The sequence below is a fragment of the Castellaniella defragrans 65Phen genome (genome assembly GCF_000612685.1).
GTDB classification, from domain to species: Bacteria; Pseudomonadota; Gammaproteobacteria; order Burkholderiales; family Burkholderiaceae_B; genus Castellaniella; species Castellaniella defragrans.
In genome coordinates, this window is record NZ_HG916765.1 from 3,790,360 (window position 1) to 3,808,879 (window position 18,520).

21 protein-coding genes and 1 tRNA gene are annotated in these 18,520 nt (G+C 69.7%); 5 read left to right on the forward strand and 17 right to left on the reverse strand.

Features of this window, described 5'->3' with window-relative positions; translation table 11 throughout:
• Positions 1 to 29: 29 nt before the first annotated feature.
• Both rnhA and BN940_RS16975 read right to left on the reverse strand, forming a co-directional pair.
• Positions 30 to 527 carry a ribonuclease HI gene (rnhA, locus tag BN940_RS16970; protein WP_052355988.1) on the reverse strand — a complete coding sequence of 166 codons (498 nt, stop codon included), beginning with the start codon at positions 525 to 527 and terminating at the stop codon, positions 30 to 32.
• Entirely contained in the window at positions 520 to 1,290 is a 771-nt protein-coding gene (locus tag BN940_RS16975; RefSeq protein ID WP_409360339.1) for a class I SAM-dependent methyltransferase, read from the reverse strand. Before BN940_RS16975 ends, rnhA begins: the two co-directional genes overlap by 8 nt.
• A gap of 15 nt (positions 1,291 to 1,305) precedes the next feature.
• On the opposite strand from BN940_RS16975, the gene gloB reads away from it, so the two are divergent.
• The 3 genes from gloB (at position 1,306) to fabI (ending at position 4,584) form a co-directional block, all read left to right on the forward strand.
• On the forward strand, positions 1,306 to 2,115 hold the full coding sequence (gene gloB, locus BN940_RS16980) for a hydroxyacylglutathione hydrolase (RefSeq protein WP_084330759.1): 810 nt from the start codon (positions 1,306 to 1,308) through the stop codon (positions 2,113 to 2,115).
• A gap of 160 nt (positions 2,116 to 2,275) precedes the next feature.
• Positions 2,276 to 3,682 (forward strand): transglycosylase SLT domain-containing protein, encoded by a 1,407-nt coding sequence (locus BN940_RS16985; RefSeq protein ID WP_043684996.1) that lies wholly within the window; start codon positions 2,276 to 2,278, stop codon positions 3,680 to 3,682.
• 119 nt (positions 3,683 to 3,801) lie between these two features.
• Complete coding sequence (gene fabI, locus BN940_RS16990; protein WP_043684999.1) at positions 3,802 to 4,584, forward strand: enoyl-ACP reductase FabI; 783 nt, start codon at positions 3,802 to 3,804, stop codon at positions 4,582 to 4,584.
• A 22-nt stretch (positions 4,585 to 4,606) separates the two neighbouring features.
• On the opposite strand, the gene BN940_RS16995 is transcribed toward fabI, so the two are convergent.
• The 10 genes from BN940_RS16995 to tyrS all read right to left on the reverse strand — a co-directional run bounded on the left by BN940_RS16995 (position 4,607) and on the right by tyrS (position 12,443).
• Positions 4,607 to 4,912, reverse strand: a complete 306-nt coding sequence (locus tag BN940_RS16995; protein WP_043685002.1) for a putative quinol monooxygenase — start codon at positions 4,910 to 4,912, stop codon at positions 4,607 to 4,609.
• A gap of 17 nt (positions 4,913 to 4,929) precedes the next feature.
• Complete coding sequence (locus BN940_RS18115) at positions 4,930 to 5,775, reverse strand: helix-turn-helix domain-containing protein (protein ID WP_084330760.1); 846 nt, start codon at positions 5,773 to 5,775, stop codon at positions 4,930 to 4,932.
• Positions 5,776 to 5,989: 214 nt separating this feature from the next.
• A complete protein-coding gene (locus tag BN940_RS17010; protein WP_043685004.1) occupies positions 5,990 to 6,361 on the reverse strand; it encodes a VOC family protein in 372 nt (123 codons plus the stop codon).
• Between the two features lie 321 nt (positions 6,362 to 6,682).
• A tRNA-Ser gene (locus tag BN940_RS17015) sits at positions 6,683 to 6,773 on the reverse strand.
• Between the two features lie 73 nt (positions 6,774 to 6,846).
• A complete protein-coding gene (locus BN940_RS17020; protein ID WP_043685007.1) occupies positions 6,847 to 7,491 on the reverse strand; it encodes a riboflavin synthase in 645 nt (214 codons plus the stop codon).
• A 6-nt stretch (positions 7,492 to 7,497) separates the two neighbouring features.
• A complete protein-coding gene (gene ribD, locus BN940_RS17025; protein WP_277355902.1) occupies positions 7,498 to 8,745 on the reverse strand; it encodes a bifunctional diaminohydroxyphosphoribosylaminopyrimidine deaminase/5-amino-6-(5-phosphoribosylamino)uracil reductase RibD in 1,248 nt (415 codons plus the stop codon).
• Positions 8,726 to 9,199 carry a transcriptional regulator NrdR gene (gene nrdR / locus BN940_RS17030; RefSeq protein ID WP_043685013.1) on the reverse strand — a complete coding sequence of 158 codons (474 nt, stop codon included), beginning with the start codon at positions 9,197 to 9,199 and terminating at the stop codon, positions 8,726 to 8,728. The genes ribD and nrdR overlap by 20 nt, the downstream gene beginning before the upstream one ends.
• Before the next feature lie 39 nt (positions 9,200 to 9,238).
• Positions 9,239 to 10,483 carry a serine hydroxymethyltransferase gene (glyA, locus tag BN940_RS17035; protein ID WP_043685016.1) on the reverse strand — a complete coding sequence of 415 codons (1,245 nt, stop codon included), beginning with the start codon at positions 10,481 to 10,483 and terminating at the stop codon, positions 9,239 to 9,241.
• Between the two features lie 75 nt (positions 10,484 to 10,558).
• On the reverse strand, positions 10,559 to 11,191 hold the full coding sequence (locus tag BN940_RS17040) for a YbhB/YbcL family Raf kinase inhibitor-like protein (RefSeq protein WP_043685018.1): 633 nt from the start codon (positions 11,189 to 11,191) through the stop codon (positions 10,559 to 10,561).
• 25 nt (positions 11,192 to 11,216) lie between these two features.
• On the reverse strand, positions 11,217 to 12,443 hold the full coding sequence (gene tyrS, locus BN940_RS17045; RefSeq protein ID WP_043685020.1) for a tyrosine--tRNA ligase: 1,227 nt from the start codon (positions 12,441 to 12,443) through the stop codon (positions 11,217 to 11,219).
• 190 nt (positions 12,444 to 12,633) lie between these two features.
• On the opposite strand from tyrS, the gene BN940_RS17050 reads away from it, so the two are divergent.
• Both BN940_RS17050 and BN940_RS17055 read left to right on the forward strand, forming a co-directional pair.
• Positions 12,634 to 13,968 carry a M23 family metallopeptidase gene (locus BN940_RS17050; RefSeq protein ID WP_043685022.1) on the forward strand — a complete coding sequence of 445 codons (1,335 nt, stop codon included), beginning with the start codon at positions 12,634 to 12,636 and terminating at the stop codon, positions 13,966 to 13,968.
• A gap of 71 nt (positions 13,969 to 14,039) precedes the next feature.
• Positions 14,040 to 15,158 carry an anhydro-N-acetylmuramic acid kinase gene (locus BN940_RS17055; RefSeq protein ID WP_043687956.1) on the forward strand — a complete coding sequence of 373 codons (1,119 nt, stop codon included), beginning with the start codon at positions 14,040 to 14,042 and terminating at the stop codon, positions 15,156 to 15,158.
• 111 nt (positions 15,159 to 15,269) lie between these two features.
• Here the strand turns inward: BN940_RS17055 and erpA are convergent, their stop codons facing one another.
• From erpA to rplM, 5 genes are all read right to left on the reverse strand, one after another.
• The gene (gene erpA, locus BN940_RS17060; protein ID WP_043685024.1) at positions 15,270 to 15,635 is read right to left on the reverse strand and encodes an iron-sulfur cluster insertion protein ErpA; all 366 of its coding nucleotides are present in this window, start codon (positions 15,633 to 15,635) and stop codon (positions 15,270 to 15,272) included.
• Between the two features lie 2 nt (positions 15,636 to 15,637).
• Entirely contained in the window at positions 15,638 to 16,378 is a 741-nt protein-coding gene (locus tag BN940_RS17065; protein ID WP_052355990.1) for a DUF6776 family protein, read from the reverse strand.
• A gap of 10 nt (positions 16,379 to 16,388) precedes the next feature.
• The gene (argC, locus tag BN940_RS17070; protein WP_043685025.1) at positions 16,389 to 17,453 is read right to left on the reverse strand and encodes an N-acetyl-gamma-glutamyl-phosphate reductase; all 1,065 of its coding nucleotides are present in this window, start codon (positions 17,451 to 17,453) and stop codon (positions 16,389 to 16,391) included.
• Between the two features lie 228 nt (positions 17,454 to 17,681).
• Entirely contained in the window at positions 17,682 to 18,074 is a 393-nt protein-coding gene (gene rpsI, locus BN940_RS17075; RefSeq protein ID WP_043685028.1) for a 30S ribosomal protein S9, read from the reverse strand.
• A gap of 12 nt (positions 18,075 to 18,086) precedes the next feature.
• Entirely contained in the window at positions 18,087 to 18,515 is a 429-nt protein-coding gene (gene rplM / locus BN940_RS17080; RefSeq protein ID WP_043685031.1) for a 50S ribosomal protein L13, read from the reverse strand.
• Between the last annotated feature and the right edge of the window lie 5 nt (positions 18,516 to 18,520).

Consider the following 18,520-nt stretch of genomic DNA (forward strand, 5'->3'; position numbering starts at 1 on the left):
GCCGGCGCGGCCGGCCGTATGGCAAAAATTCAGGAGGCGCGGGTGCCCTGCGGGTCCTCGACGCCGAGGTTGGCCAGGGCGTCCGCCCGCTCGTTGCCCGGATCGCCGGCATGGCCCCGGACCCACCGCCAGTGTAATTCATGCTGCGCGGCCAGCTCGTCCAGGGTCCGCCACAGGTCGGCGTTCTTCACCGGCTTTTTGTCGGCCGTGCGCCAGTCGCGCCGCTTCCAGTTGGGCAGCCATTCGGTCATGCCCTTCTGGACGTAGGAGGAATCGGTGTGCACCGTCACCACGCAGCGCCGCTTGAGCGCCCGCAGCGCCTGGATCACGGCCATCAGTTCCATGCGGTTGTTGGTCGTGGCCGGCTCGCCGCCGTGCAACGACTTCTCGTGCGGCCCCTGGCGCAGCAATACGCCCCAGCCTCCCGGGCCGGGATTGCCCTTGCAGGCGCCGTCCGTCCAGGCGTCCACCCGGGGCGCGGGGGTCTGTTTCAGTTCGGGCCGCGGTTCGGCCACGCATTCAGCCATGCATATCCTCGTTGATTCGATTGGCGACGGGCGCCACCGCGCCCCGGCGCACGCGGCGGCGGCGCGGCTGGCGCCACGCCGGCCCGACCAGGCGCATGCCCGACACCCGCTTGACTGCCGCGATCGCGTAGACGGCGCCGCCGGCGGGCCACCAGCGGTCGCCCGCGTGTTCCATGAAGCGCCAGCGGCGCAGCCAGGTCTGGGTCGCGCACAGGGGCGCATAGCAGCCGAAGCGGCCCCGGTCCAGCTCGAAGGAGAGCAGCCTGAACCAGTCCTTCAGGCGCGCCGGCGACACCTGGGACGGCACCGACACCGGCAGGCGCAGTTCCAGGCCCGGCAGGGATTCGCGCAGGCCCCACAGGCTGTAGGGATTGAAGCCGGTGAGCACCACGCGGCCCTCGGGCATCAGGATCCGCTCGACCTCGCGCAGGACCTGATGGGGATCCGCGCACCATTCCAGGGTGTGCGGCATGACCACCAGATCGATGCTCTGCGTGTCGAAGGGCAGCTGCTCCGGTTCGCAGACCAGGCGGCCGGCCCGCGTGCCGAAAGGCGCGCTGGGGCTGTGCGCCCAGGCCTTGTAGGGGATGCGGTTGGCCTGCAGCAGGTTCCAGTGCGGCAGCCCGATTTGTATGGCATGATAGCCGAACGCATTGCTGACCATGGCATCGACCTGGCGCTGTTCCCAGGCGCGCACGTACCGCCCCGCCGGGGTTTCCAGCCATTCGGCCAATTCGATCGGCATTTCGCGCTGCGGTGCCACACTGACTCCCTCGCCATGAATCCGTCCGCCCACATCCCGGCCGAGCCGGCCGTCCTGACGCCCATCCCGGCCCTGTCGGACAACTACATCTGGATGGTACAGAAAAACGGCCGCGCACTCGTCGTGGATCCGGGTGAACCCGGCCCCGTCGAGGCCCTGCTGCGCGACGGGCCGATCCTGGAAGCCATCCTGATCACGCACCATCACGGCGACCACGTCGGCGGGGTGCGTGCATTACAACAGCGAACCGGGGCGCGCGTCTACGGGCCGCGCCACGAAAACATCCCGGTCTGCGACGTGCCCCTGGCCGAAGGCGACACCGTGGACCTGCCCGGCATGGGGCTGCGGTTCCAGGTGCTGGACGTGCCCGGCCACACGGCCGGCCACATCGCCTACGCCGGCCTGCTGGATCCGGGCCGGCCGGCGGTCTTCTGCGGCGACACGCTGTTCGCCGCCGGCTGCGGGCGCCTGTTCGAGGGCACCCCCGCGCAGATGCTGGCGTCCCTGGACAAGCTCGCCGGGCTGCCGCCGGACACCCTGGTGTGCTGTGCGCACGAATACACGGCGTCCAACATCCGCTGGGCCCTGGCGGTCGAACCCGGCAACGCCGCCCTGCGGCAGCGCGCGCAGGACGTCGCCCGGCTGCGGGCCGACGACCTGCCCACCGTACCCTCGACCCTCGGCCTGGAACTGGCAACCAATCCTTTCCTGCGCACCGGCCGGGCCGACGTCCGCGAGGCCGCCGCCCGGCACGCGCAGGCGTCCCTGGACACGCCCCAGGCGGTCTTCGCCAGCCTGCGGGAATGGAAAAACGACTTCCGCTAGCGTGCCGCCGGCCCGCCGCCGCGGCCCGTGCCCCATGGCGCGGCCGGCCCCCTCGCGCGGGACGGCGATTCGGGCGATTTCCGAAGTCTTCTGCACAAACATGTGATTACCTGGGTAAAATCGGGCAACTTCGCGCTCGAATCCCCCCGATGATCCACCCATGAAAATCCTGCGACTCCTCCTGCCGCTGATGCTGGTGGTGCTGGCCGGCTGTGCCACCCGCCACCCGCCGGCCGATCAGCGCCAGGCCTATGTGGCGGAAGACACCTCGCGCACGGTCGACCTGACCCACCCGCCCCGCGACATGTGGGACCGCATCCGCCGCGGCTTCGCCATCCCCAACCTGCGCAACGAACGGGTCGACTACTGGACGGACTACTACGCCTCGCACCCGCAATCGGTGCTGCTCATGAGCCAGCGGGCCGGCAAGTACCTGTACTACATCGTCGACGAGCTCAACCGGCGCGGCCTGCCCACGGAACTGGCCCTGCTGCCCTTCGTCGAATCGGCCTACAACCCCAACGCCCTGTCGCGCTCGCAGGCCTCCGGCCTGTGGCAGTTCATCCCCAGCACCGGGCTGCACTACAAGCTGGAACAGGACTGGTGGCGCGACCAGCGGCGCGATCCGGTGGCCTCCACCCAGGCGGCGCTGGACTATCTCAGCTACCTGTACGACTTCCAGGGCGACTGGTACCTGGCGCTGGCCTCGTACAACTGGGGCGAGGGTGCCGTGAAGCGCGCCATGGACAAGGCTGCCGACGCCGGCAGGCCGACCGGCTACACCGACCTGGACATGCCCGAGGAAACGCGCAACTACGTGCCCAAGCTCCAGGCCATCAAGAACATCATCGCCCGGCCGGAAAAATTCGGCATCACCCTGCCCGGCGTCAGCAACACGCCGTACTTCACCACGGTGCACAAGTCGCGCGACATGGACATCGCCGTGGCCGCCGCCCTGGCGGAAATGCCGCTGGAGGACTTCCAGGCGCTGAACCCCTCGTACAATCGGCCCGTCATCCTGGCCGCGCACAACCCGGCGCTGCACCTGCCGCTGGACAAGGTCGGCGTCTTCAACGAAAACCTGGAATCCTATACGGGCCGCCTGTCGTCCTGGCAGATCTACCATCCGAAAAAGGGCCAGTCCCTGGCCAGCATCGCCAAGGCCCACGGAATCACTCTGGATCAGCTGCGCCAGGCCAACAAGCTGGGATCGAAGCAGACCGTCGCAACCGCCGCCGTGCTGATCCCCGCCCAGGAAGCCCCGGCAAGCGGCGGCCTCAGGCTGGTGTCCTACCAGGCCTCCGCCGCCGAGCCGGCCGCCCCGTCCACCCGGAACGTCAGGCGCGTCAATCTTCCGACCCAGGCTTCCGCCCGGCTGCACGCCCCGGACCTGCGGCCCAAGCCCGTCGTCCGCACCCACACGATCCGCCCGGGCGACACTCTGTATTCACTGGCGCGGCGCTACAACACCTCGGTGGACGCCCTGCGCAAACTCAACAACCTGAAGGGCTCCTCGCTGTCCACCGGCCAGCGCCTGCGCGTACCCGGCACGGCAGTGCAAGGATGAGACAGGACATGGCATAGTCCCCTGCGGACTATGCCATGCCTGACGAATCCAAGCGGCTTGCAAGCCGCGCGGTGGAGAGACCTTCGCTTTAAATCGAACTTTTCAGACTGGAACACACCATGGGCTTTCTGAACGGCAAACGCATCCTGATCACCGGCGTACTCTCGAACCGATCCATCGCCTACGGCATCGCGCATGCCTGCCGCGCCCAGGGCGCCGAGCTGGCCTTCACCTACGTCGGCGAACGCTTCGAGGGCCGTGTGCGCGGCTTTGCCGAAGAACTCGGCAGCAGCATCGTCATTCCCTGCGACGTCGCCGACGACGCCCAGATCGAAGCCACCTTCGCCGCCCTGCGCGAGCACTGGGACGGCCTGGACGGCCTGGTGCACTCCATCGGTTTCGCCCCGCGCGAGGCCCTGGAAGGCGATTTCCTGGACGGCATGACGCGCGAGAACTTCCGCATCGCCCACGACATCTCCGCCTACAGCTTCCCCGCGCTGGCCAAGGCCGCCCTGCCGCTGCTGGAAGGCCGCAACGGCTCGGTCCTGACCCTGACCTACCTGGGCGCGGAAAAGGCCATTCCCAACTACAACATGATGGGCCTGGCCAAGGCGTCCCTGGAAGCCAGCGTGCGCTATCTGGCCCGATCCCTGGGCAGAAAGGGCCTGCGCGCCAACGGCATCTCCGCCGGGCCGATCAAGACCCTGGCGGCCAGCGGCATCCGCGACTTCTCCAACATGCTGAAATACGTGGAATCCCAGTCGCCCCTGGGCCGCAACGTCACCATCGAGGACGTCGGCAACGCCGCCGCCTTCCTGCTCTCGGACCTGGCGAGCGGCATCACCGGCGAAATCCTGCACGTGGACTGCGGCTTTTCCAACACCGTGCCGGGCATGGACTGAAGCCCGGCGGCCAGGCCGCGTGTCAGGCCGGCCGGCACGCCAGCGCCACGGGGGCGCAGCGCGTGACCGCGGGCGGCGCGGCCAGCAGCGCATCGAAACGCCCCAGCGCCTCGCGCACCGGGGCGAGCGCCATGTGCGTTTCCCAGGCGGCCTCGTCCCGGTACCATTCGCACAGCAGGAACACGTCGGGACTGTCCTCGCGGCGCTGCACGGCATAGCAGACGATCCCGGGCTCGGTCCGCGCCGTCTCGGCCAGCGCGCGCAGCACCGGCTCCAGTTCGTCCAGGCGCTCCGGGCGGGCGCGCAATTCCACCATCAGAATGTACATGGCATGCTTCCTTCGTCTCAAGGGGATGGAGCGCACAGCATGCCAGCCGCTTCCAGGCGGGTATTGTAGAAATGCGTCCTCGCGCGCGCCGCCGCCAGCCAGGCGCCCGGCGGCATGCCGACCCGGCCCGCGAAATCCCGCACGAAATGCGCCTGGTCCCAGTACCCGCCCTCCAGCGCCGCGTCGACGACGCGCGCCCGGCGGTCCAGCATCAGGCGGCGCACCGTGCGCTGGAATCTCGCCAGGCGGGCGAACTCCGCCGGCGACTGGCCCGTCTGCGCCCGCCAGCGCCGTTCCAGCTGCCGGCGCCCCAGCCCCAGCCTGTCCGCGAGGCCTTCCACGCGCAGCCGCCCGCCTTCCCGGTACGCCAGGGCCATGCCCGCCTCGACCCACGGGTCGGCGGCCCGGGCGCGCACGCGGGCGAGCAGGAAGCGCTGCAGCAGCGCCGCCCGCGCATTCCAGTCCGCCGCCTCCGACAGCCGCTCCTGCAGGCGCCGGCCCTCGGGCCCCCACACCTCATCGAACGAAGGCGCCTCGTCCCGCAGCGCGGACTCCGCCATCGGCACGAACCGGCCCACCGCGCCGGCCCTGAAGCGGACCGCGACGAAGCCGACGCCCGGCTGCGGCGCCAGGTCCGCGACGGCGCGGCGCAGACAGAGCAGATGGCCCGCCGCCAGGGGCGCCACCGGGCCGTCCGCCCCGCGCAGGCGAAAGGGCGTGCCGTAGTGGAAGTACAGTTCCGCGCCGGTGCCCGGCAGCAGGGCCGGCAGGCCGATGGACTCGCCAGGCGCCGTCTCCCAGCCCCACAGGCGGTCGACGAAGGGGCGCAAGAGCGGCGCCGGGGCTTGCTGGAACGTGATCATGAGGCGGGACGGAAACCGCGCCCCGCCGCGCAGCGGGGCGCCGGACGGATGCACGGAGGAATGGGACGGATACGCGGCCGCACGGGGCGGATGTGTGGACGCACGGGACGGATGCGAGGACATACGGGGCGGATGCACGGGCGCACGGGACGGATGCATGGACGCACGAATGGACGGACGGAGAGGGATCGCCAGGGCCGCCGGCGCCGCATGCTCAGCGCAGCGAGTGCAGGCCGATCATGTTGCCCTCGGTGTCCCCCACCAGGGCGATGAATCCGTGCTGGCCGATGGAAAACTTGTCCTTGAAGACCTTCCCGCCGCCGGCGCCGGCACGCGCCGCCTCGATCGAGCAGTCCTCGCAGGAAAAGTAGACGATCGTGCCGTTGCCCCCGGGCGAAAATCCCTCCATCCTGACCAGGGCCCCCGGAGCGCCCGGCTGCCCGGGCCGCATCGGAAACCCCCACATCTCGATGTCGGGACTGTCCAGCCGCTCCAGCCGGACGGAAAAGACGGCCTCATAGAACTGCCTGGCCCTGTCCATGTCCTGCACGTAGATCTCAAACCAGCCGACGGAATTGCTTGTCATGGCGACGTCTCCTGCGGGCGACGAGAAGGTTCGATAGTAGCGCAGGATCGGCGGCCAAGGCGATCATGCCAAGGTCCTCATGCCAAGGTCCTCATGCCAAGGTCATGCCAAGGTCATGCCAGGTCCGTGCCAGGTCCGTGCCAGGTCCGTGCGGACCGTACGGTCACACGCCACGCGAAGACGCGGCGGACGAGAACGCTGGCGGCAAGGCTGAAGGCCCGCTCATCCCCGGCGACATACGCCAGCAGACGCAAAAAAGCCCGCGATGCGAGGAAACATGCGGGCTTTCCATACTGCTGTCTGCTGTTGCAGACGAATTCCTGGCGGACAAGGGGGGATTCGAACCCCCGATACGCTATTCACGTATACACGCTTTCCAGGCGTGCGCCTTCAACCACTCGGCCACCTGTCCTGCACGCCCGCGCGCCATTGCGGCAGACGAAGTCCGCTATTCTAACAGAGAAATGCCGAATCCGCCCTGGGACTCAGGCGGCGCCCAGCCCCGCGGGTGCGGCCATCCCCATGCCGCCCACCATGCGCTCGACGTAGCGGGCGATCAGGTCGATCTCCAGGTTGACCGGGGAGCCGACTTCCAGGTTGCGCAGGGTCGTGACCTGGACGGTGTGCGGGATCAGGTTGATGGAGATCTCCGTGCCCTCTTCCTGGTCGTCCACGCGATTGACCGTCAGGCTCACGCCGTTGACCGTGACCGAGCCCTTGTAGGCCAGGTATTTCGACAGGTGGGCCGGGACGATGATGCGCAGTTCGGTCGATTCCGCCACGGCGTCGAAGCAGGTCACGCGGCCCACGCCGTCGACGTGGCCGGACACCAGGTGCCCGTCCAGGCTGTCGCCCAGCCGCAGGGCGTGCTCCAGGTTGACCTCGCCGGGGCGGTCCAGGCCGCAGGTGCGGTCCAGGCTTTCGCGCGAGACGTCGACCTCGAAGGCATCCTCGTGCAGGGCGACGACCGTCATGCAGGCCCCCTGGATGGCGATCGAGTCGCCCAGGCGGGTCGCCGCCAGCGGCAGGCCGCCGGCCTGGATGGACAGGCGCACGCCCGCTTCCTCGCCGTCGCCCAGGGGACGGACTTCGGTGATGCGGCCGACGGCCGCGATGATTCCGGTGAACATGGGGCTCTATCCTTTTTTCAAACCGCAGGCCTCGACCAGCGCGTCCCAGTGCGCCGGGTCGCGCAGCCGCAGCCGCATGTCCCGGCCCAGTTGCAGGACGTCCTGGAACTCGTAGCGGTAGGCCTGGTCCAGGCCCGCCAGGGGGGTGGGCAGCGCCGCCAGGCCCTGGCCGTCGCCCAGGACGCTGGGCGCCAGGTAGGCCACCCATTCGTCGACCAGCCCGGCCTGGACCAGCGCGCCCTGCAGCCGCGCGCCGGCCTCGACGTGGACCTCGTTGATCTCGTGATCCCCCAGCCAGCGCATCAGCGCCGCCAGGGACAGGGCGCCGCGCTCGTCCGGGGGCAGCACGATGACGCGCACATTGCGCGCCGCCAGGCGGGCGGCCTTGCCGGCATCGGGCCGCGCCGTGAAGATCCACACCGGATCGCCGTTGACGATCCGGGCCTGCTCTCCCAGCACGAACTGCGTGTCCAGCACCGCGCGGATCGGCTGGCGCGGCGTCTCGACGGCGCGCACGTCCAGCATGGGGTCGTCGGACAGGATCGTGCCGATGCCGGTCAGCACCATGCAGGCCCGCGCCCGCCAGCGGTGCCCGTCGTCGCGGGCGACGTCCCCGGTGATCCACTGCGAGCGGCCGTCGGGCAGGGCCATGCGCCCGTCGAAGGACGCGGCGGACTTCAGCCACAGCCAGGGCGTGCCGCGCGTCATGCGCGCGCAGAAGCCGGGGTTCTGCGCCAGGACGTCCTCGGCGAACAGGCCGACGTCCACCTGGATGCCGGCGGCGCGCAGCCGTTCGATGCCGCCGCCGGCCACCTTGGGGTTGGGGTCCCGCAGGCCGACCACGACCCGCGCGACGCCGGCCGCGACCAGCGCATCGGCGCACGGCGGGGTGCGGCCCGTGTGGCTGCAGGGTTCCAGCGTGACGTAGGCCGTGGCGCCGCGCACGTCCACGCCCTGGAGGGCGGCCTCGTGCAGGGCCTGGGCCTCGGCGTGGCGCCCGCCCGCCCGCTGGGTGCTGCCCTCGGCCAGCCAGCGGCCGTCGCGCACCAGCACGCAGCCGACGCGGGGATTGGGGCTGCTGACGAACAGCGCCTGCTCGGCCACCCGCAGGGCGCGCCGCATCCAGCGGTGGTCCTCGGTGGAGAAGACAGGCCCCCCGCGCGGCGCCTGCGGTTCGCCGCCCGCCGGGGGAGCGCTTTCCGCCGGAGGGCGGCCCGGCGAGGGAGAAAGGGCGTCAGGCCTTGTCATCGACATCGTCCGCGCCGCGGAATTCGTCGATGGCCTGGACGAATTCGCGGATGTCCTCGAAGCTGCGGTAGACCGAGGCGAAGCGCACGTAGGCCACCGGATCGAGCTGGCGCAATTCCGACATGACCAGCTCGCCGATGTAGTCCGAGGGCACCTCGCGCCGGCCGCTGGTCAGGAGGCGTTCCTGGATGCGCGCGGCGGCGGCGTCCACCGCCGAGGCGCTGACGGGGCGCTTGCGCAGCGCCAGCGCCATGCTGCCGCGCAGCTTGGCCGGGTCGAAATCCACCCGGGTGCCGTTGCGCTTGACGATGGCGGGCATCATCAGGTCCACCCGCTCGTAGGTGGTGAAGCGGCGGTCACAGGCCGTGCAGCGCCGGCGGCGGCGGATCGTGTCGCCTTCCTCGGAAACCCGGGAATCCACGACCTGGGTATCGGCACAACTGCAGAACGGACACTTCATCTGCGCTGCGGGCGCCCGCGGGCGCCCGTTCCGGTTGGTTTAGCGATAGACCGGCAGGCGCGCGGTCAGCTCGTTGACCTGCGCGCGCACCCGGGCGACGTTGTCGGCATCGTTCGGATTGTCGAGCACGTCGGCGATCAGGTTGCCGGTGAGCTCGGCCTCGGCTTCCTTGAAGCCGCGCGTGGTCATGGCCGGCGTGCCCAGGCGGATGCCGCTGGTGACGAAGGGCTTTTCCGGGTCGTTCGGGATGGCGTTCTTGTTGACCGTGATGTGGGCCTCGCCCAGGACGGCCTCGGCGGCCTTGCCGGTGATGCCCTTGGCGCGCAGGTCCACCAGCATCACGTGGCTTTCGGTGCGGCCGGACACGATGCGCAGGCCGCGCTTGACCAGGGTGTCGGCCAGCACGCGGGCATTGGCGGCCACCTGGGCGGCATAGGCCTTGAATTCGGGCCGCAGGGCCTCGCCGAAGGCCACCGCCTTGGCGGCGATGACGTGCATCAGCGGACCGCCCTGGATGCCGGGGAAGATGGCGGAATTGACGATCTTCTCGAATTCGGCCTTCATCATGATCACGCCGCCGCGCGGGCCGCGCAGGGACTTGTGCGTGGTCGAGGTGACGAAGTCGGCGTGCGGCACCGGGTTGGGGTAGACGCCGCCGGCCACCAGGCCCGCGTAGTGGGCGATGTCCACCATGAACAGGGCGCCGTTGTCGTGGGCGATGCGCGCCATGCGCTCGAAGTCGATGCGCAGCGAATAGGCCGAGGCGCCGCCGACGATCAGCTTGGGCTTGAGGGTGCGCGCGAGTTCTTCCAGCTGGTCGTAGTCCAGGACCTCGTTGGCGTCCAGGCCGTAGGAATGGAAGTCGTACAGCTTGCCGGAAGCGTTGACCGGCGAGCCGTGCGTCAGGTGGCCGCCTTCGGCCAGGCTCATGCCCAGCACGGTGTCGCCCGGCTTGAGCACGGCCATGTACACGCCCTGGTTGGCCTGGGAGCCGGAGTTCGGCTGCACGTTGGCGGCTTCCGCGCCGAAGATCGCCTTCAGGCGGTCGATCGCCAGCTGCTCGACCACGTCCACGTACTCGCAGCCGCCGTAATAGCGCTTGCCGGGATAGCCTTCGGCGTACTTGTTGGTCAGCTGCGTGCCCTGGGCCTGCATGACGGCGGGGCTGGCGTAGTTTTCCGAGGCGATCAGCTCGATGTGCTGTTCCTGGCGGACGTTTTCCTGCTGGATGGCGGCCCAGATGTCCGGGTCGGCCTGATCGAGGGTGCGGGAACGGTCAAACATGGGGTAGTGGTCCTGAAAGGCGGAGAAGTCGGGAAAATCGGGTCATTCTAGCGCGAACCCCCGCGCGCCCACAGCCTACAGGGCGTGCAGGCGGGGATTCAGGGTATAGGTGCCGGTCAGGGACGCCTGGGCCAGGATGTGCCCGCGCATGGCTTCCAGGACCTGCGCGCCGGTGAAGCGGCCGGACACGCCCAGCTCGGCCACGTCCAGCGCGTAGACCGTGAAGACGTAGCGGTGGACGCGCGCGTCGTTCCAGGGCGGGCAGGGGCCGTCGTAGCCGAAGTAGTCGCCGCTCATGTCGCGGTCGGAGGCGAACCAGCCGGTGTAGTCGTTCAGCCCCTGGCGCGTGCCGTCCAGGGCCAGCGGGCCGGCCTTGCCGCGCGGCGTGATGCCGTTGGAGTAGTCGCCTTCGGCGAGGGCGCGCGTGTCGGGCGAAACATCCACCAGGACCCAGTGGAAGAAGTCGGTGCGCGGCAGGTCGGCCGGGACCTCGCGGCCTTCCTGGTTGACGTCGTCGGGGCGCGTGGGCACGTCCGGATCGACGCACAGGATGGCGAAGGACCGCGTGCCCTCGGGCACGTCCGTCCAGCTCAGCTGCGGATTGCGGTTGCCGGCCAGGGTGACGTGGGTCTGCGGATCGATCCGCGCGAAGGCGTTGCGTTCGGGAATGACCCCCTGATCGGGGAAGGATTCGCTGTGCAGTTTCATGGGGTCCTCCGTGGGTGCTTCGGGTTCAGGTCAGGGTGACCCGGGCGAACTTGCGCTTGCCGACCTGCATGACGTAGGTGCCCGCCGGCAGCAGCAGGGATTTGTCCTCGACGCGGTCGCCGTCGATGCGCACGCCACCCTGCTCGATGTTGCGCTGGGCCTCGGACGCCGAGGCCGCCAGCCCCGATTCGCGCAGGACCTTGAGGATGCCCATCGGCGCGGCGCCGGCGGTGACCGCAGGCATGTCGTCGGGAATCGCGCCGTCGCGGAACCGGGCGTTGAACTGCTCCAGCGCGCGCGCGCCCGCCCCGGCGCCATGGAAGCGGTCGACGATCTCGCCGGCCAGCAGGACCTTGGCGTCGCGCGGATTGCGCCCGCCGGCGACTTCCGCCTGCAGGGCGCCGATGTCTTCCAGGGAGCGGAAGGACAGCAGCTCGAAATAGCGCCACATCAGGGTGTCGGAGATCGACATCAGCTTGCCGAACATGGAATCCGGCGCCTCGGTGATGCCGATGTAGTTGCCCTTGGACTTGGACATCTTCTCGACCCCGTCGGTGCCTTCCAGCAGCGGCATCGTCAGGACGCACTGGGGCTCCTGGCCGTATTCCTTCTGCAGCTCGCGGCCCACCAGCAGGTTGAACTTCTGGTCGGTGCCGCCGAGTTCGAGGTCGGCCTTCAGGGCCACGGAATCGTAGCCCTGCAGCAGCGGGTAGAGGAATTCGTGCACCGAGATCGGCACGCCGCCCTTGAAGCGGCGGGTGAAGTCGTCGCGCTCCATCATGCGGGCCACGGTGTAGCGCGAGGCGAGCTGGATCAGGCCGCGCGTGCCCAGCGGGTCGCACCATTCGGAGTTGTAGCGGATCTCGGTGCGGTCGGGGTCCAGCACCAGGCTGGCCTGGGCGTAGTAGGTCTTGGCGTTTTCGCGGATCTGCTCGGGCGTGAGCGGCGGGCGGGTGGCGTTGCGGCCGCTGGGGTCGCCGATCTGCGCGGTGAAGTCGCCGATCAGGAAGATCACGGTATGGCCGAGATCCTGCAGCTGGCGCATCTTGTTCAGCACCACCGTATGGCCCAGGTGGATGTCGGGCGCGGTGGGGTCCAGGCCGAGCTTGATGCGCAGGGGCATGCCGGTGGCGCGGCTGCGCGCCAGCTTGGCGGCGAATTCGGAGACGACGAGCAATTCGTCGCAACCCCGCTGGGCCACGCGCAGATCTTCGGCGATCCGGGGGTCGACGGGGTCGGAGGGGGACGACATGATATACGCTTTTACCAGAAAAAAATGAAAAACCGCTCGAAAAAACAGCAGGTATGCGCTAGCATAACGTGCCATCGCAGCTTCTGTACAACACATTCGACGCCAGTCCGGGCGGCGGGGATCTCATGTTAGCAGAACCCTCTTCTCGCCCAGGACAGGCGCAGCCCAATCCACCACACCGATCCCGCCCATGATGCCCGAGGCCTCCCAGCCGCAACGCCGCCGTCACGTCACCCGCAGTCTGTTGTTCGCCGCCGGCGGCCTGTTCCTCACCGCCGCCGCCCTGGCCGTCGTCCAGCCCTCCGCCCCTCCCGAACCCGTCTTCCAGGCGCGCCAGACGCTCGACCTGCCGCCCCTGGGCGCGCAGGCCGGCCACGACGCCGCGCCCTACATCGCCGCCACCCGCATCCGCCGCGGCGACACGGTGGCCGACCTGCTGAACCGCCTGGGCGTGAACGAAGACGGTCTGCTCACCTTTTTGACACACGACGAGCGCGCGCGTTCCATCTACAAGCTCTACCCCGGCCGCACGGTGCAGGCCGCCCTGGACGACCAGGGCCGGATGGTCTGGCTGCGCTACACCCACACGCCGGGCGCCACCGGCAAGTCCGGCATCGAATCCTCCTGGCTGGAAGTGCGTCCCGCCGCCGACGGCGGCTTCTCCGCCCAGGAACGCACCATCGCCGCCGCGCGCGAGACGCGCATCGCCGAAGGCGAGATCACCAGCTCCCTGTTCGGCGCCGCCGACCAGGCCCAGGTCCCCGACGCCATCACCATGGAAATGGTGGACATCCTGGGCAGCCGCATCGACTTCCTGAAAGACCTGCGCAAGGGCGACCGCTTCCGCATCGTCTACGACGCCTACATGCACGACGGCGAGGAAGTCGGCACCGGCCACATCCGCGCCCTGGAATTCATCAACCACGGCAAGACCTACAGCGCGGTCTGGTTCCAGAACGGCCAGGAGCCCGGCGGCTACTACGATTTCTCCGGCGCCAGCCTGAAGGGCGCCTTCCTGCGCACCGCGATCAAGTTCACCCGCATCAGCTCGGGCTTCGGCATGCGCATGCATCCGATCCACAAGCAGTGGATCGGCCACAAGGGCGTGGACTACGCCGCGCCCGCCGGCACGCCGATCCACGCCACGGCCGACGGCACGGTGGAATTCATCGGCCAGCAGAACGGCTACGGCAACGTCATCATCCTGAAGAACTTCGGCAAGTACTCCACGCTGTACGCCCACCAGAGCCGCTTCGCCAAGGGCCTGAAAAAAGGCGACCGCGTCCAGCAGGGCCAGCTGATCGGCTACGTGGGCTCGACCGGCTGGGCGACCGGCCCGCACCTGCACTACGAATTCCGCATCGACAAGCGGCCGGTCGATCCGCTGTCGGTGGACCTGCCGGTGGCGCGCACCCTGGAAGCGGCCGACCGCAAGGCCTTCCAGGCCGTGGTGGCCCGCTACCAGCCGCAGATCGAGCTGATGGCGCGGCTGCAGGACAGCCGCATCCAGGTCGCGCAGCAATAGCGGACCCGTCCGCGCGCCCCGGAGACCGCCTTTTGAATCCGCGCGCCGCCGAACGCCGGACGTCCGGCGGGATGCCCGACGGCGCGCCCGGCCCGGCATCCGAACCGTACATCGGCCTGATGTCGGGCACCAGCACGGACGGCGTGGACGGCGTGCTGGCGGACCTGGGCGGCGGCGCGATCCGCGTGCTGGCCAGCGCCGCCCTGGCCCTGCCGGACGGGTTGCGCCACGAACTGCTGGCGCTGAACACTCCCGGCCCCGACGAACTCGCCCGCGCCGCGCGCGCGGCCAACGCCCTGGCGGACTGCTACGCGGCCGTCGTGCGCGAGCTGCTGGCGCGAACCGGCCTGCCCGCCGCCCGCGTCCGCGCCATCGGCGCCCACGGACAGACGGTGCGCCATGCGCCCGAATCGGGCTACACCATCCAGATCAACGCGCCGGCGCGGCTGGCCGAGCACACCGGCATCGCGGTCGTGGCCGACTTCCGCAGCCGCGACGTCGCCGCCGGCGGCCAGGGCGCGCCCCTGGTGCCGGCCTTCCATGCCGCGCGCTTCGGCTGCGGCGCGGGCCGCGCCGTCCTGAACCTGGGCGGCATCGCCAATCTGACCGTGCTGGAAGACCCGGTGCGCGGCTTCGACACGGGGCCGGCCAACATGCTGATGGACGCCTGGACCCGCCGCCACCTGGGCCAGCCCTACGACCGCGACGGAGCCTGGGCGGCGCGCGGCCGCTGCCACGACGGGCTGCTGGCCGCGCTGCGGGCCGAACCCTGGTTCGGCCTGGCGCCGCCGAAATCGACCGGACGGGATCTGTTCAGCCTGGGCTGGCTGGACGCCCGGATCGACGCCCTGCCCGCCGCCGGCCGGCCGGCGCCCGCCGACGTGCAGGCGACCCTGCTGCGCCTGTCGGTGGAGACGATTGCCGAGGCGGTACGCCGGCACGCGCCGGACACGCGGGAAATCCTGGCCTGCGGCGGCGGCGCGCGCAACCCGGTGCTGATGGCCGCGCTGGCGCGGGCCCTGCCCTGCCGCCTGACGACCACGGACGCCCACGGCGTACCCGCCCAAGACGTCGAGGCGCTGGCCTTCGCCTGGCTCGCGCAGGCGCACGTCCAGGGCCGCCCCGCCTGCCTGCCGGCGGTCACGGGTGCGCGGCACGCGACCCTGGCCGGCTGCCTGTATCCAGCCTGAATTGCGCCGTCGCTCACCTCGCGGCCCGCATGCCGCCCGGATTCGCCCGGCATGGGCCAGTCCGCCGGGGCCGACCCATGTCCCGCCTCATCCCGGCGGCAAGAAGATCGCTCAGGGCGCGAACGAGGACCCGCAGCCGCAGGTGGTGTTGGCGTTGGGGTTGCGGATGACGAACTGCGAGCCTTCCAAGTCGTCCTTGTAGTCGATCTCGGCGCCAACCAGGTACTGGAAACTCATGGGGTCCACCAGGAGCTGGACGCCGTCGCGCTCGATGGTGGTGTCGTCCTCGGCCACGTCCTCGTCGAAGGTGAAGCCGTACTGGAAACCCGAGCAGCCGCCCCCCTGGACGAAGACCCGCAGCTTCAGGCCGGGATTGTTTTCCTCGATCAGCAGTTCGCGCACCTTGGCGGCGGCGGCGTCGGTGAAGATCAAGGGGCTGGGCGGAACGTCGAGATCCGCGTGTTCGATGGTGCTCAAGGCTAGACTCCTGCGCGGTCGGGGGCCGCGCGGTTCAGGTCGGCGTCCTGGGAGGCCCGGACCGTGTCGCCTTCGAGGATTTCGAGGCGGACCGACTGGATCGAGAGATCCGGCACCCTTTGCAGGACGCCCGTGCTGCGCTGGAACTGGTCGAAGACCAGGGCCAGCGGATCCGCCCCCGGGGCGGACGCGGCGGCCTCGCCGGCGGCGGGGGCCACCGGCGGGCTCAGTTCGATTTTAACGGCTTTGCCCTGCGAAACGCCATTGGCCACGAACCGCATGCGGCCTTTGAAGGGCTCCGCCTGCGGCGCGGCGTTGCGCGTCAGCAGCACCCGATAGCGCAGGAATTCGCCGTCTTCCTGGATGTCGAAGGCGCGCACCGCCACGGCGCCCGCCGGACCCGGCGGGATCAGCTGTTCGTAGAACGCCAGCTGGTCGCGGGTGCGGCCCAGTTCCTGCTGCAGTTCGGCGTTCTTGTCCTGCAGCACGCGCTGGGTGCCGGCCTGGACTTCGGCCGCGCTGCGCTGGGCCGCCAGATCGGCCTGGGCGCGCGACAGTTCCGCCTGCAGGGATTCGATCCGGGCCCGCTGCGCCTGGATCTCGGCGCCCTGCTCGGCGTGCATGCCGAAATGCATGGCGAGCGCCCCGACGACGAACACCACCAGCAGCAGCACGAGCCGGGACAGGCCGCGCACCAGCCACACGCTGAAGCCGCCGCCGCGCGCGGGAGAGGGGGACGTCATGCGGATTTCCTCATGGCAGCACCGCGACGTGCCGCAGGCCGGTGGTTTCCGGCAGGCCGAACATCAGGTTCATGTTCTGCACGGCCTGGCCCGCGGCGCCCTTGACGAGATTGTCCTGCACCACCAGCACCACCAGGGTGTCGCCGCCTGCGGGACGGTGCACGGCGATGCGCAGCATGTTCGAGGCGCGCACCGAGCGCGTCTGCGGCAGGCTGCCCGCCGGCATGACGTCGACGAAGGGCTCGTCGGCGTAGCGCCGTTCGTACAGCGCCTGGAAGTCGGTGTCCAGGGCATCGGGCAGGATGCGCAGGTACAGGGTGGAGAACATGCCCCGGATCATGGGCACCAGGTGCGGCACGAAGGTCAGGCCCACCGGCGCGCCCGCGATGCGCGCGAGGCATTCGGAGATTTCCGGATGGTGGCGGTGCCCGGCCACGCCGTAGGCGGCGAAGTTGTCGGCGGCCTCCGAGAACAGGGAGCCGACCTGGGTCTTGCGCCCCGCCCCCGACACGCCGGACTTCGAGTCGGCGATGACGTGCGCGGTGTCGATCAGGGGCCGGCCGGCCTGCAGCACGGGGGCGAGCCCGAGCAGCACCGTGGTCGGATAGCAGCCGGGATTGCCCACCACCCGGGCCTGGCGGATGCGGTCGCGGTCCAGTTCGGGCAGGCCGTAGACGGCTTGCTTGAGCACGTCCGGGCTGCTGTGCGGCATCTTGTACCACTGCTGGAAGGTATCGACGTCCTGCAGGCGGAAATCTGCCGCCAGGTCGATCACCCGCACGCCGTGGTCCAGCAGGCCGCGCGCCTGTTCCATGGCCACACCGTGCGGGGTGGCGAAGAACACCACGTCGCACTGGTCCAGCGCGGCCTCCTCGGGCGTCTGGAAGCGCAGGTCCACATGGCCGCGCAGGTTGGGGAACATGTCGGCCACCGGCATCCCGGATTCCTTGCGCGAGGTGATGGCGTGCAGCCGGACGTCCGGGTGCTGCGACAGCAGCCGCAACAGCTCCACGCCCGTATAGCCGGTGCCGCCGACGATGCCGGCCTTGATGGGAGTGGAGGTATGCGTGCTCATGCGCTGAAATCCTGTCTGCTGTCCGGAAAAAGACCCGCCCGCGGCGGGAGCGGGACGGGGATTTCCCTAGATTATGGCACGCGCGGCGGCGGCGCACGACGCCCAGAACGGCGCCCCGCACGGCGCGCGCGGGAGCCCGCCCGCCCCGGGGCGCGCCCAACGAAAAAACGCCATCCAAACGGATGGCGTTTTTCCTGGCGCCGGGCGGCAAGCCGCCCGGATCGCGGATCAGCGCTTGCTGAACTGCTTGCGCCGGCGGGCCTTGTGGAAGCCGACCTTCTTGCGCTCGACCTCGCGGGCGTCGCGGGTGACCAGACCCGCCTGCTTCAGCGGCGACTTGAGCGTTTCGTCGTAGTCGATCAGGGCGCGCGTGATGCCGTGGCGCACGGCGCCGGCCTGGCCGGATTCGCCGCCGCCGTGGACGTTGACGTGAAAGTCGAACGATTCCAGGTGGTTGGTGACTTCCAGCGGCTGGCGCACGACCATGCGGCCGGTTTCGCGCGCGAAGTATTCATCGACGGGGCGGCCGTTGACGACGATCTTGCCCGTGCCTTTTTTCAGGAACACCCGCGCCACAGACGTCTTGCGGCGGCCAGTGCCGTAATTCCAGTTACCGATCATGATGGCCTATCCTCAGAAGTCCAGGGGTTGCGGCTGCTGCGCGGTGTGCGGGTGCTCGGCACCGGCATAGACCTTCAGCTTCTTCGCCATGGCGTAGCCCAGCGGGCCCTTGGGCAGCATGCCCTTGACGGCCTTCTGCAGGGCGCGGCCGGGGAAGCGCTGCTGCATCTTCTGGAAGTTGGTTTCCGTGATCCCGCCCGGGTAGGTGGAGTGACGGTAGTAGCGCTTGTCCTGCGCCTTGGCGCCCGTGACGACGATGTCGGCGGCATTGATGACGACGATGTAATCGCCCGTGTCCACGTGCGGCGTGAATTCGGGTTTGTGCTTGCCACGCAGGCGGCGTGCGACTTCGCTGGCCACACGACCCAGGACCTTGCCCTTGGCGTCGATCACAAACCAGTCACGCTTGACTTCATGCGGCTTGGCCACAAAGGTCTTCATGATGG

Excerpts from the sequence above, each read along its gene's own strand:
- rnhA (WP_052355988.1), bottom strand. The coding sequence starts at position 527 with ATGGCTGAATGCGTGGCCGAACCGCGGCCCGAACTGAAACAGACCCCC.
- gloB (WP_084330759.1), top strand. The coding sequence starts at position 1,306 with ATGAATCCGTCCGCCCACATCCCGGCCGAGCCGGCCGTCCTGACGCCC.
- BN940_RS16985 (WP_043684996.1), top strand. The coding sequence starts at position 2,276 with ATGAAAATCCTGCGACTCCTCCTGCCGCTGATGCTGGTGGTGCTGGCC.
- fabI (WP_043684999.1), top strand. The coding sequence starts at position 3,802 with ATGGGCTTTCTGAACGGCAAACGCATCCTGATCACCGGCGTACTCTCG.
- BN940_RS16995 (WP_043685002.1), bottom strand. The coding sequence starts at position 4,912 with ATGTACATTCTGATGGTGGAATTGCGCGCCCGCCCGGAGCGCCTGGAC.
- BN940_RS18115 (WP_084330760.1), bottom strand. The coding sequence starts at position 5,775 with ATGATCACGTTCCAGCAAGCCCCGGCGCCGCTCTTGCGCCCCTTCGTC.
- BN940_RS17010 (WP_043685004.1), bottom strand. The coding sequence starts at position 6,361 with ATGACAAGCAATTCCGTCGGCTGGTTTGAGATCTACGTGCAGGACATG.
- BN940_RS17020 (WP_043685007.1), bottom strand. The coding sequence starts at position 7,491 with ATGTTCACCGGAATCATCGCGGCCGTCGGCCGCATCACCGAAGTCCGT.
- ribD (WP_277355902.1), bottom strand. The coding sequence starts at position 8,745 with ATGTCGATGACAAGGCCTGACGCCCTTTCTCCCTCGCCGGGCCGCCCT.
- nrdR (WP_043685013.1), bottom strand. The coding sequence starts at position 9,199 with ATGAAGTGTCCGTTCTGCAGTTGTGCCGATACCCAGGTCGTGGATTCC.
- glyA (WP_043685016.1), bottom strand. The coding sequence starts at position 10,483 with ATGTTTGACCGTTCCCGCACCCTCGATCAGGCCGACCCGGACATCTGG.
- BN940_RS17040 (WP_043685018.1), bottom strand. The coding sequence starts at position 11,191 with ATGAAACTGCACAGCGAATCCTTCCCCGATCAGGGGGTCATTCCCGAA.
- tyrS (WP_043685020.1), bottom strand. The coding sequence starts at position 12,443 with ATGTCGTCCCCCTCCGACCCCGTCGACCCCCGGATCGCCGAAGATCTG.
- BN940_RS17050 (WP_043685022.1), top strand. The coding sequence starts at position 12,634 with ATGATGCCCGAGGCCTCCCAGCCGCAACGCCGCCGTCACGTCACCCGC.
- BN940_RS17055 (WP_043687956.1), top strand. The coding sequence starts at position 14,040 with ATGCCCGACGGCGCGCCCGGCCCGGCATCCGAACCGTACATCGGCCTG.
- BN940_RS17065 (WP_052355990.1), bottom strand. The coding sequence starts at position 16,378 with ATGACGTCCCCCTCTCCCGCGCGCGGCGGCGGCTTCAGCGTGTGGCTG.
- argC (WP_043685025.1), bottom strand. The coding sequence starts at position 17,453 with ATGAGCACGCATACCTCCACTCCCATCAAGGCCGGCATCGTCGGCGGC.
- rpsI (WP_043685028.1), bottom strand. The coding sequence starts at position 18,074 with ATGATCGGTAACTGGAATTACGGCACTGGCCGCCGCAAGACGTCTGTG.
- rplM (WP_043685031.1), bottom strand. The coding sequence starts at position 18,515 with ATGAAGACCTTTGTGGCCAAGCCGCATGAAGTCAAGCGTGACTGGTTT.